Origin of the sequence: Terriglobus albidus, from assembly GCF_008000815.1 — a bacterium.
Lineage (GTDB): Bacteria > Acidobacteriota > Terriglobia > Terriglobales > Acidobacteriaceae > Terriglobus > Terriglobus albidus_A.
In genome coordinates this window covers 6,034,535-6,045,892 of sequence record NZ_CP042806.1, presented here as the reverse complement: position 1 = coordinate 6,045,892, position 11,358 = coordinate 6,034,535, and the positions used below count along the sequence as shown (strand labels likewise).

Annotated in this window: 9 protein-coding genes and 1 rRNA gene; 5 read left to right on the top strand and 5 right to left on the bottom strand. The window is 57.9% G+C overall.

All coding sequences use genetic code 11. The annotated features are described in order from the left end of the window. Window positions 1-10 precede the first annotated feature (10 nt). The 5 genes from rrf to FTW19_RS24140 all read left to right on the top strand — a co-directional run bounded on the left by rrf (window position 11) and on the right by FTW19_RS24140 (window position 4,269). Window positions 11-127, top strand: a 5S ribosomal RNA gene (rrf, locus tag FTW19_RS24160). Between the two features lie 287 nt (window positions 128-414). Beyond that, the gene (locus FTW19_RS24155) at window positions 415-1,413 is read left to right on the top strand and encodes an NAD-dependent epimerase/dehydratase family protein (protein WP_147650116.1); all 999 of its coding nucleotides are present in this window, start codon (window positions 415-417) and stop codon (window positions 1,411-1,413) included. A gap of 588 nt (window positions 1,414-2,001) precedes the next feature. After that, the gene (gene pyrH / locus FTW19_RS24150) at window positions 2,002-2,706 is read left to right on the top strand and encodes a UMP kinase (protein WP_147650115.1); all 705 of its coding nucleotides are present in this window, start codon (window positions 2,002-2,004) and stop codon (window positions 2,704-2,706) included. A 4-nt stretch (window positions 2,707-2,710) separates the two neighbouring features. Further along, window positions 2,711-3,094, top strand: coding sequence for a hypothetical protein (locus FTW19_RS24145; RefSeq protein WP_147650114.1), 384 nt, complete (start codon window positions 2,711-2,713; stop codon window positions 3,092-3,094). A gap of 32 nt (window positions 3,095-3,126) precedes the next feature. Continuing rightward, window positions 3,127-4,269 carry an acyltransferase family protein gene (locus FTW19_RS24140; RefSeq protein WP_147650113.1) on the top strand — a complete coding sequence of 381 codons (1,143 nt, stop codon included), beginning with the start codon at window positions 3,127-3,129 and terminating at the stop codon, window positions 4,267-4,269. Window positions 4,270-4,828: 559 nt separating this feature from the next. On the opposite strand, the gene FTW19_RS24135 is transcribed toward FTW19_RS24140, so the two are convergent. The 5 genes from FTW19_RS24135 to FTW19_RS24115 all read right to left on the bottom strand — a co-directional run bounded on the left by FTW19_RS24135 (window position 4,829) and on the right by FTW19_RS24115 (window position 11,291). Further along, a complete protein-coding gene (locus tag FTW19_RS24135) occupies window positions 4,829-6,049 on the bottom strand; it encodes a lactonase family protein (protein WP_147650112.1) in 1,221 nt (406 codons plus the stop codon). 92 nt (window positions 6,050-6,141) lie between these two features. After that, entirely contained in the window at window positions 6,142-7,440 is a 1,299-nt protein-coding gene (locus FTW19_RS24130; RefSeq protein WP_147650111.1) for a lactonase family protein, read from the bottom strand. Window positions 7,441-7,622: 182 nt separating this feature from the next. Then, complete coding sequence (locus FTW19_RS24125) at window positions 7,623-9,668, bottom strand: M13 family metallopeptidase (protein WP_147650110.1); 2,046 nt, start codon at window positions 9,666-9,668, stop codon at window positions 7,623-7,625. A 589-nt stretch (window positions 9,669-10,257) separates the two neighbouring features. Beyond that, on the bottom strand, window positions 10,258-10,857 hold the full coding sequence (locus FTW19_RS24120) for an IS630 family transposase (protein WP_147646881.1): 600 nt from the start codon (window positions 10,855-10,857) through the stop codon (window positions 10,258-10,260). Further along, the gene (locus tag FTW19_RS24115; RefSeq protein WP_147650109.1) at window positions 10,809-11,291 is read right to left on the bottom strand and encodes an IS630 family transposase; all 483 of its coding nucleotides are present in this window, start codon (window positions 11,289-11,291) and stop codon (window positions 10,809-10,811) included. Before FTW19_RS24115 ends, FTW19_RS24120 begins: the two co-directional genes overlap by 49 nt. Between the last annotated feature and the right edge of the window lie 67 nt (window positions 11,292-11,358).

The window sequence follows — 11,358 nt, the reverse complement described above, 5'->3', positions numbered from 1 at the left end:
TCGACAATTTGCCGGTGAGCATATCGCAAGGGTCACACCCGTTCCCATCCCGAACACGGAAGTTAAGCCTTGTCGAGCCGATGGTACTGCACGGGAAACTGTGTGGGAGATTAGGTTATCGCCGGCATATTCTTGAAAATGCCCACTCTTCGGAGTGGGCATTTTGCTTTCAAACCCAACTCCTTCCTTTAGAGCATTTTTCCTGTTGCTGGGTATCCCGAGAGGAGCGTGCAGCGGCGTTTTCGTTGCGGAAAACGCCCATAGATGCACAAGCCCTGTGCGACACCTACAGGAAAAATGCTTTAACACGGCGATGATTACTTTCGTGCCGAGCCATAGCAGTTTCCGGCTATGATGAGGTCAGAGCGTACATCCGCAGCAAAGATTGCTAAACCTTCCAACCAAGGGGACAGAATGTCACAGAAGAAAGTGCTTGTCGGCGGCGCCGGCGGGTTTATCGGCGGCCACCTGGTTCGCAGACTGAAGTCTGAAGGCTTTTGGGTTCGGGGCGTGGATATCAAGAAGCACGAGTTCACCGAGTCCTCAGCAGATGAGTTCATCCAGGCCGACCTGCGCGATCCGCAGGTGGTCAAGGCTGTCGTCGACGGTATCGATGATGTGTATCAGCTGGCGGCCGACATGGGCGGCGCCGGTTACATCTTCACCGGCGAGCACGATGCCAATGTGATGCACAACTCAGCCACCATCAACCTGAACGTTGTTGAATATGGCCGCGAGGCTGGCGTGAAGCGTTTCTTCTACTCCTCCTCCGCCTGCATCTACCCGGCTTACAACCAGGAAGATCCTGATAATCCGAAGTGCTCGGAAGACTCCGCCTATCCTGCGGCTCCCGACTCGGAGTATGGATGGGAGAAGCTCTTCTCGGAGCGCCTGTACCTCTCCTATATGCGTAACTATGGCCTGCACGTTCGTGTAGCCCGTTTCCACAACATCTTCGGTCCGGAAGGCACCTGGCGCGGGGGCCGCGAGAAGTCGCCTGCCGCAATGTGCCGTAAGGTGGCTACGACTCCCGAGGGTGGTTCGATCGAAGTCTGGGGTGATGGCAAACAGACGCGCTCGTTCCTCTACGTCGATGAGTGCGTTGAGGCAATTCGCCGCATGATGGATGGCCCGTTCGAGGGACCGCTGAACATCGGTTCAGAAGAGATGGTGAGCATCAACCAGCTCGCGAAGCTTGTGATGGATATCGCCGGTAAGCCGCTGGCGATCAAGAATGTCCCCGGCCCTCTCGGCGTCCGTGGACGTAACTCCGACAATCACCTGATCCGCGAGAAGCTGCAGTGGGAACCCAGCCAGCCGCTGCGTACCGGTCTGGAGAAGACCTACGCCTGGATCGCAGATCAGGTCCAGAAGGTTCAGGCCGAAGAGGGCGAGCTAGCCGCCAAGGCATAAACCGGATTTCAATCCAAAGAAGACGCCACGGAGAACCGTGGCGTCTTTCTTTTTGCTGCAAAGACAAGATCGCGTATCAGCCTGCAGCGGTTTTGCTTCGGCGGCGTGCTGGTGAGAGAAGGCGATTGACCTCGTCGATGGAAAATGTGTGTGGCTTGAACTCGTCGCCAACCCAGTCCCTGAGCTCTTCATGGTCCACAATTGCCCTCAGTGGCTAAAGCCACATGATTGTCCACGCCGGTACGACACGGCTGAAGCCGTGTCCTTAAGCAAGACATTCGCGCGGTGCGCGAACGAGAGGCAAGCTTTGTTTACTGGACGATCTTGCCCACCCGGATACTTGTGAAAGTTGACAAAGAGGTGACGCAGACAGGCTCACTACGTTACTCGATAACCGTTGCGCGTAGCGAAACCAGTTTCGCACCGAAAGTGCGAATGTTTTGCTTAAGGGGACGGCCTCAGCCGTCCCGTATACGTCTCCCCGGAAAGCGGCTTTATCCGCTGGGGCAATTTGATATGCGCGCCCAAATCCTTGGGAACTCCACAACAGCCTGGAAGGCGATACCGGTATGCGATACTCAAAGAAGCATGTTTAAACGCGTTCTCCTCAAGGTGAGTGGGGAAGCCCTGGCGGCTGGCCGCGGCTTCGGAATTGACGCAATTTTCATTCACAAGGTAGCGGAAGAGATCGCCCAGGTAGCCCGGACCGGCGCCCAGGTCGCGATCGTGGTGGGCGGTGGAAACTTCTTCCGCGGCGTCGCCGAGCAGGCCATCGATATGGACCGCGTTGCAGCGGACCACATGGGAATGCTCTCGACGGTGATCAACGCCATTGCGCTGCAGGACGCGATTGAGAAGCAGGGAATAGCGACTCGGGTGATGTCTGCGATCGCGATGCATGAGGTTGCCGAGCCATACATTCGCCGTCGCGCCATCCGTCACCTGGAGAAGGGACGGGTCGTGATCTTTGGCGCCGGCACCGGCAATCCGTACTTCTCTACGGACACGGCAGCGGCGTTGCGCGCCATGGAGATCAAGGCAGATGTCCTGCTGAAGGCGACCTCCGTGGACGGCATCTATACCGCCGACCCCAAGAAGGTACCCGATGCGGTGAAGTTCCAGACCATCACCTACATGGAGATCCTGAAGCTGGGTCTGAAGGTGATGGATACGACCGCCGTATCGCTGTGCAAGGACAACAGTATGCCGATGATCATCTTCTCTATGCGTGAGGAGGGCAACATCATGCGCGTGGTGAAGGGTGAGACCATCGGATCGATGGTGACAGCTTAGAGTTATGCCCCCAGCGCTACGTAGCGTGATGAGCGTGATGGTGGGCTTTCTGGCGCTCAACATCGTACGGTCCCTGGAAAGCAATCTGCTGCAGCTCGTCTTCGCCGGTAAGGCGGAGACCTCCGGCTACCTGATCGCCAGTATCGCCGTCCTGCTGGTCGCGGCGATGGTAGGCGGATTTGTCGCGGCGATAATCGCGCCGTATAAACCGATCCTGCATGCCGGCGTGGTTGCCGCGATTCTGTTTGGATTCAGCGTCAATGCCTTCTTCAAGCTGCAGAATGGGCCACAGCCGGTCTGGTATCTGCTGACGCTTACCATCGCCACGCCGGCGGCCGTAATTGTCGGCGCGGCCATGGATTTCCCGGAACTCCGGCGGCAGAAGTAACGTCTTAACCAACATTGGCAGTGACTGAAACCATGTCTACCCCCGCCGCCGAGGCAACTCCGGCTGCTCCGCGTACCACCCGCAAACCTGCGCTTCCTGCGTTGACGGGAGTACGTACGTTTCTGGCGGCGAATATCATGCTCTTTCACTTCACTCCGCCGCACATTGAGTGGATCACCCCGATCGTGGGGCATGGCTTTGTCTTCGTCGGATTCTTCCTGCTGATCTCCGGCTTCATCCTGAGCTATAACTACGGCGACCGCATCCGCACCCTCAAGGTGAAGGATTTCTATCTTGCCCGCGTCGCGCGTTTGTATCCCGTCTACCTGATTTCGCTGGTGATTTCGATTCCGGTGCTGATGGAAGAGTTCCATATCCGCACTCGGGGAGAGTTCTTCCGGGGCGCCATCATGACGCCGCTCCTGCTGCAGGGATGGAGTCCATGGCTTGCCACCTTCTGGAATACCGTGGCCTGGACGCTTTCCACCGAGGCGTTTCTCTATGTCATCTTTCCGTTTGTCATGCGTTGGCGCTGGCCGGAGAGAGCAGGGAACCTGGTCGCTCTCGGTTTCGGTATCTGGATCCTCGGTCTGATTCCGCACGGTATTTACATGCTGACGAATCCCGATGGTCTGCCTCATCTTGACCGTTACTCGTACGGCTACTACCTGCGCGGATTGAAGTTCACGCCGCTGCCGTATGTGTGTACCTTCCTCGTTGGCATCGTTCTGGGCCGCCTGCACGGTGTTCGTGAGATGAGTGAGAGGGTGCGTGCTGTTCTGGCATTTTCATCTGTCGCGGGCATTCTGGGCTTTCTATATCTCGCCGCCGATCACACACCCTACATCCTGATGCACGGCGGTCTGCTGACGCCTCTGTTCGCGATGCTGATTTTGGGCGTGAGCGGAAGGAATCCCGTTGCGTCGTTCTTCAGCTGGAAACCGTTTGTGACGATCGGTGAAGCGACTCTCTGCATCTACCTGCTGCACTTCAACGGCCTGCAGATGATGCGCGACTTCCATCTGGCGGAGAAGCTGCATTACACAGCCCTCGACCCGTGGGCATCGTATGTACTGCTGTGGACGTTCTCTTATCTGCTGTATGTCTTTTATGAGAATCCGGCACGTAAGTGGGTGCTGGCGACGTTCGGGGCGAAGAAGACAGCGGCCGCGTAGGGCTGTTGTATGGGTGGGAGCAGCGGGCTTCAGCCCGCTGATGGAAGTCTTCAAAAGGATGGGCTTTAGCCCTGGGCCTTTTCCTCATTCACAGAGAAGGCCCAGGGCTAAAGCCTAATGTCACTTACTTTTCAGTTTCCATAGGAGTTGAGGCCCCCAATGCGTTCCGATTGCACTACGGAACTCTTAGGGGGTGAGCTGGAAATGAATGTGAGTTTAGTTTTCACTGAGAAAACGGTACCGGCCTTGGTTCCTGCTGTAGGGTTTGGCAACCTAATTTCTCTCCATTTGCTTCAAGAAGCCCGTTGTTCCACTCTTGGTTGCGAAAGTAAGTGACATTAGGCTAAAGCCCGATGTCTTTATCACACCGATAAACCGTGGGCTAAAAGCCCACGGCTCCCACCCGGTTCGAGCTTCGCTCGAATGTCCCCCTCACGCGTACGCGTGGATGGGGCATCCACTGTATAGCTATATTGAAGCGTGTCGACACACGCCTTATCCACCAAAAAGCAAAGGCCCCGCGCTCGGCGGGGCCTTTGCTGTATGACTTACTTCGTCCTTACGGGTTCACAGTCTGCGTGGCGTGTGCGCCGTTGGCGACAGCCACCGCTGCGCTCGGGCGGCTGGAGGTTGCGAACGGAGTGTTCTGAATGCTCTTCAGGCTGCCGTTATGCGAGTCCAGTTGCAGGCCGCTGGTAGTGCTGTCGAGGTAGTTCGCCGTAAACATGTACTTGCCCAGAGCCGGCTCGATCGTGATGCCCTGGGGGCCGGTGCCAACCGAAGTGGAGCTGGAGGCTGCCGATCCGGTCAGGGCGCCGGTCGCCTGGTCGATAACAAAGGCCGAGACGTTATTGGCGCTGTAGTTGGCCACGTACAGATAGTAGCCGCGAGGATCGACAGTGGCCGCCAGAGGACGCAGTCCCGTAGACCAGGGGCTGGAGGAGATCAGGGCCGGCACGCCGGTGGAGCCGAGCGTGTAGCCGATCACCTGGCTGGAGTCACGATCCGTTACGTACAGGAAGCGGGAACGCGGATCTTCGACCACCGAGCTTGCCGCCACACCGGAGTAGTAGCCGGAGGTGAAGGTTGTCGAGTTATTGCCCAGCGTAGTGCCAGAGAGCGTAGTAAGCGCACCGCTGGAGGTGTCACGCGAGAAGCCAAGCAGATTCTTGTTGTTCGCGTTGGAGTCTTGCTCCACCACGTAGAGGAAGTTGTTATACGCGCTGGTGACAACACCGACCGGGTTGTTGCCGATCTTGACGGTCAGCGAGGGCTGTGCCGTGAGCGAACCGTCCGTATCCGAAGCGATCTTGAAGACCGAGATGCTGCCCGGGCCAATGCTGGCCGGCGAGAAGCCGCCCTGGTAAGTATTCAGGACATAGACGAACTTGTTGTCGGGCGTAACGCTCAATGCCACCGGATAGGTTCCGCCGACAGCGTCATAGGAGTTCTGTCCGTAGAGCTTCCCGTCTGTACCAACCGCGTACTCCACGATCTTGGAGTCGTCACGGTGTACGACATAGACGAACTTGCCATTCGAGGTTGCGGCAATGGCCACCGGGTTGCGGAAGCCGGTGTCGACCGGCGAGGTCGCCATCTGCACCAGAGCGCCGACCTGGTAGTCGACCTCGTAGGCATTGATGAGGCCCGTGCTCGATCCGGAAGAGGCAACGTAGAGGAACGCGACGACGTAGTCGCGGCTGCAGGCGGTGATGCCCAGGCCCATGCCAAGAGATACGACAGTGGCCAGCGCGTTGCGGCCGAACTTACTCCACTTCATGCGTTTTCCCATCTTCCGGGAGCCGTTGGAGCTCCCGTCCTGCCCTTCCTGAAATTGCGTGCTGTAAGAAATATTCTGCATGGCCAGATCGATTACCTCACGTTGCCGCTAGCGACGAGGCAGGTCGGATTACCAACGGTCGGGAACGTCGAACCGCGGGTAAGACCTGACAACTGGCCTGTGTTCTGGTTGATGATAAAGCCCGAAACCGTGGAGTCGTTACGGTTCGAGGTGTACACATACTGGTTCGACGGATCCTGCAGCATGCAGACCGGGCCGGAGCCAACCGGATACGGGTTGCTGGTATCGGCCAGGCGGGCCAGACGGCCCTGCGTGTCGATGGTGAAGGCCGAGATGGTGCTGGAGACGTTCTGCACGTTAGAGGTTGCCTGATTCAGGACGTAGAGGAACTTGCCCTTGTTATCGACCAGCGTCCAGACCGGCGTGGTTGCCGGCGACAGGTTGGCGAAGGGGCTGCCGGTGACCGGCTGCAATGCTCCGCTGCTCACCGTGTACGCATAGATCTGGTTGTTGGTGACGTCCGTCAGGTAGACGTAAGTGCCGTTGCTGGTAATGGAGGAGATATTCGTACCGGCGGGGGCGAGCTGCGTCGTGCTGTTAGCAACCAGGGTGAGCTGACCATTGGTGCTGTTCTGCTGATAGGTGGTGATGCTGGGACCAGTTGAGGTCGAGTCGCCGGCGTTCAGCGTGAAGAGGTAACCCGAGGAGAAGAACTTCATCATCGTCGGATTCTTGCCAACCGGGAAGTAGGTAAGCTGCTGGCCGTTGCAGGCGCTTGTGGTGCACTTCGTCTGCTGATTCTGTACCAGGGTAAGACGGCCAGTGTCGCCGGCGATGCTGAATACCGTGATGGCGCCTACCGGGTTTGGATTCGCCGAGGTGACCACATACTGGCTGCTGTCATTCTGGTTCGAGAGAGCATCGAGGACGTAGAGGTAGTTTCCAGACGAGTCCATCTGTGCCCAGATGGGGTTCGTTCCCTGGCTGGACTGGCTGAGCTGATAGCTCAGTACGCCGTCTCCACCCACGGAATAGATCGAGATCGTACCGGCGGTGCCTGTGTTGGCTACCGGCGCGCCGTTCTTGTCGTAGGTGGGGGCAACGCCCTTATTCACGACGTAGACCCAGCGTCCACCGGGACGAACCACGATCGAAACCGGGTTGGTGCCGCCGGAGCTGAATGGAGCGTGCACGACCTTCGTCAGGTTTCCGGTGAAGTTGTCGATCTTGAAACCGTCAACCTGGTTATACTGCGTGCCCAGAACCCACATAAAACCTACGGTGCCACCGCCGCAGGCGGTCATACCGCTGATCAGTGCCAGTGACACTACACAAGCCAGCATTAGCCGGCCAGACAGACTCAACTTCATGCGCTTCCTTTTACCTCAAGAGCCGACCGGCGGAGCTTGCTGCCGTTCAGGCCGTCCAATCTGTGGGTTCTTTTCCTCGCTCCATTGTAAAAGGGCGGGATACTTTGTGCCACCGGGAGTGGCTCGTTTGACGGAAAGAAAAAGCCCGGCGTTAGCCGGGCTTTTGATGATTTCAGGGCGAGCTACCAGACGCGGCAGGCGTTGACCGGCACCATGGGCTGCCCCTTCCTGCACCCGAATGCCTTCCCGAACTCCTCGAAGTTTTGCACGCTGCCATTAACGCGCCACTGGCCGCTGGAGTGCGGATCGGTCTTCGCCCGCAGGCGAGCGGTCGCTTCGCGGGTGTTTTCGCACCATACCTGGGCAAAACCGATGAAGTAGCGCTGCTGGGGCGTGTAGCCGTCCACCTGCTTTGACGCCGCATCGCCGCCCTGCTGCGCCAGAACGCTCATCAGCGCGGCATACGCGATCCGCAGGCCGCCGTTGTCCGCAGTGTTCTCGCCCAGAGTCAGTTTGCCGTTCAGGTTCTGGCCGGGAGCGACCTCGAAGCCGTCATACTCCTTTACTTCGCAGTCGGTGCGGGCCTCGAATTTTTTGCGATCTTCATCGGTCCACCAGGAACGCACATTGCCCTGTGCATCGAACTGGCTGCCCTCGTCGTCGAAACCGTGCGTCATCTCGTGACCGATCACCACGCCGATGCCGCCGAAGTTCACAGCCGGATCGATCTTCGCGTCGAAGAACGGCGGCTGCAGGATGCCGGCTGGAAAGTTGATGTCGTTCTGCGCCGGGTTGTAGTAAGCGTTGACAGTCGGCGGCGTCATTAGCCACTCACGCTCGTCGACGGGCTTGCCGATCTTGTCCAGGTCGCGGCGATCGGTAAACGCAGCCGAACGGGCGAGGTTTCCGACCAGATCGTTCCGTTTGGTCTCCAGTTTCGAGTAGTCGCGCCAGTTCTCGGGATAGCCGATCTTGCGGCGGAAGGCATCGAGCTTCTTCTGCGCCTCGGCCTTGGTGGCGTCGCTCATCCAGTCCAGACCCTTAATGTCTTCTCCGAGAGACTTATCCAGGGCATCGACCAGCTTCTCCATGCTGTCCTTGGAAGAGGGCGGGAAGTACTGCTTCACCCAATCCTGTCCGACAGCTTCTCCAAGCGCGCGGTCCGTCATCGAGGTGCAACGCTTCCAGCGCGGTGTCTGCTCTTTCTGGCCGGTAAGCGTCGCGCCGAAGAAGTTGAAGTTCTCCGTTGCGATGGACTCGTCAAGATTGGCGGCATAGCGATGCAGCACATGCCAGCGCATGTAGCTCTTCAGCGCAGCGAGATTCTCACCGGCGAGCTGCATGTTCATGGACTTGAAGAAGTCCGGCGTCGCCACATTCAGGCTCGGGAGCGCCGACTCTTTCTTCGCGGCCAGGTAGACCTTCCAGTCGAAGCCCGGCGTCAGATCCTGGAGCTGCGCGATGGTCATGATGTGGTACAGGTTGTTGGGATTACGGCGGGCAACGCGTGACATGGAGCCCTGTGCCAGCGCGGTCTCTACCGCAAGCACAGCCTTTGCTTCGGTAGCAGCCTGCTCGGGCGTGTCGCCGATGAGCGCGAACATCTTCTTCATGTGCTCCAGGTACTGCTCCCGGATCTTGGTCATGCGCTCATCGTTCTGCAGATAATAGTCGCGGTCCGGCAGCGCGAGACCGGCCTGGTCAACCTCACCGATAACCTTTGAGGCGTCCTTCTGGTCCTGATCGGAGCCGAAACCGAAGAAGAAGCCCTGCGCGTACTTATCCTCCATCATGCCCGCGAAGGTGGCGAACTTCTTCGGATCGTTGAAGGCGGCAATCGTCTTGAACTGGGCATCGAGAGGGGTATAGCCGAGCTTATCGGCCAACGGCTTGTCCATGCAGGCGGCGAAGAAGTCGCCGTACTTCTTCGCGAGGGGCGTCTTGGGGGAGTCGGCCGCGGTCTTCAACTGCTGATAGAGCAGGTAATTGTTGCGTTCAGCAAGCTCGTTGAAGCGGCCCCAGCGAGTCTGGTCGGCCGGAATCGGGTTGTTCTTCTTCCAGTTGCCACAGGCGTACTGATAGAAGTCCGTGCATGGATCGGCGGTCTTGTCGATTCCGGAAAGATCGAAGCTGACAGGTTGTTTAGGCTCAGCAGTGGGGGCAGAAACCTGCGCGAGAACCGGGAGACTGCCAAGCAGCAGCGCCGGCGCCAGAAGGGAAAGACGCATGGGAACTCCTCTAGAAAAACTGATTCCTAGAGAATACGCCGGAGTGGCGGCGCGGGTTCCGGGGAAAAGCGAGTCCTTCGCTATGGCCAGCGGAGTTGGTTGGGATGGATCTGCCCTCAGCGGCTAAAGCCGCCGTTTTTTTGTGGCTTGTTATCGCACGGCTGAACAGGCTGCGGAAAAACTCGATTTTCGAGAAGCGCAAAAAAAACGATCGCGTCAGAATGACCTATAAGCGATCCGGGGACATTGGGTGATGATTTTCTATCCCCAAATTTGACCCGATTATCCCCTCATATAGAGTTTTTCCGCAGCCTGTGAAGCCGTGCGCTTAAGCAAGGCATTCGCACCTCCGGCGCGAAACGGTAGCGCTAAGCGCAACCATCATCACGCGATACAGGGAAGATCTATTTGTCGGTATCATTGTCAACTTCACCATATCCGTGATCAACGTACGGAAGATCGGCCCATAAGCAAAGGTTGTCTCTCGTTCGCGCAACGCGCGAATGTTTTGCTTAAGGGCACGGCTTCAGCCGTGCCGAATTGACGTGAGAGTACGTGCGGCTTTATTGATTCCTGTATAACTAAAGTCCTATTTGAGGCGTAGAAGAAGAGGGCTGTGTTGCACGAAGGATCGTAGCAGGGATTGTTTGTGTTGCAAGGATCGGGCGGCATGTCTTGCTTCAACCGCCAAGTCGTCTATGTCGAAGAAGGCGCGGTTGGCGAGGGGATTGATCTTGGTCCATGACCAGAGATACTCGACCGGGTTTAGCTCAGGAGCATAGGGAGGGAAGAAGGAGGTCCGCAGGCGTTGTGCACCGGCAAGCCACCGGCTGGTTTGCTTGGAGCGGTGGGCATTGAGCCTGTCCCAGATCAAGCACCAGTTGACGGCCAACTCGTGGTTGAGTGCGCGCAGGAAGTCGATCACGCGTGTGGAATCGACATCGCCTCCCGGATAGAGACGGAAGTAGAGTCGAACCTCGTCACGCTCCGGAGAAACACATAGTGCAGCGATAGCAGAGACTTTCTTGTGATGCCGTCCGCGCTGATAGATCACCGGTGTTTGGCCGGAAGGAGCCCAACTGCGCCGCACCAAGGGAGCCAGCAAAAAGCCGCTCTCATCGAGAAAAACCAGCCAGGCTTTCAGCCGGTGCGCTTTTTTTTGAGAGCGGGCCAGTCCTGTTTGACCCATTGCTGGATCGCCTCTTCATCGCGTTCAACAGCTTTGCGGACTGGCTTTTGTGGACTCCAGTGCATCCCATGCAACAGGCGGCAAACATGATCGACATGGTATTGAACCCCGAAGGTTCGCTCGATGTAGTCGGCTACCCGGGGACAAGTCCATAGATCAGTCGGAAAACCAGCAGAGACAGCCCCCTTGAGAAGTTGCTTCTCCAGCTTTTGCCGGTCCCTCGCGCTCAGACGCGGTGGCCTGCCGGTCGCCCGAGTCGCCCCTAACGCCTCACGGCCTCCTTCGGTCCACGCATGCTTCCAACGCCGCACGCTGCGCGGCTCTACTCCCAGAACACGCGCGATCTCAGCTTGGGTAATGCCTTGTTCGATGAGTGTGATCGCGCGTTGACGCTTGCGCTCCAACTCCTCCGGACTGCCGACTGGACGCATCATGCCTCCTCGACTGCTCGGATAATAGAATAGGACATTATTTGTGCAGGAAGCAATAGCCGCTGAGGGC

Coding starts and splice junctions, on each gene's coding strand:
- FTW19_RS24155 (WP_147650116.1), top strand. CDS start 415: ATGTCACAGAAGAAAGTGCTTGTCGGCGGCGCCGGCGGGTTTATCGGC.
- FTW19_RS24125 (WP_147650110.1), bottom strand. CDS start 9,668: ATGCGTCTTTCCCTTCTGGCGCCGGCGCTGCTGCTTGGCAGTCTCCCG.
- FTW19_RS24115 (WP_147650109.1), bottom strand. CDS start 11,291: ATGATGCGTCCAGTCGGCAGTCCGGAGGAGTTGGAGCGCAAGCGTCAA.
- FTW19_RS24145 (WP_147650114.1), top strand. CDS start 2,711: ATGCCCCCAGCGCTACGTAGCGTGATGAGCGTGATGGTGGGCTTTCTG.
- FTW19_RS24120 (WP_147646881.1), bottom strand. CDS start 10,857: ATGGGTCAAACAGGACTGGCCCGCTCTCAAAAAAAAGCGCACCGGCTG.
- pyrH (WP_147650115.1), top strand. CDS start 2,002: ATGTTTAAACGCGTTCTCCTCAAGGTGAGTGGGGAAGCCCTGGCGGCT.
- FTW19_RS24140 (WP_147650113.1), top strand. CDS start 3,127: ATGTCTACCCCCGCCGCCGAGGCAACTCCGGCTGCTCCGCGTACCACC.
- FTW19_RS24130 (WP_147650111.1), bottom strand. CDS start 7,440: ATGAAGTTGAGTCTGTCTGGCCGGCTAATGCTGGCTTGTGTAGTGTCA.
- FTW19_RS24135 (WP_147650112.1), bottom strand. CDS start 6,049: ATGAAGTGGAGTAAGTTCGGCCGCAACGCGCTGGCCACTGTCGTATCT.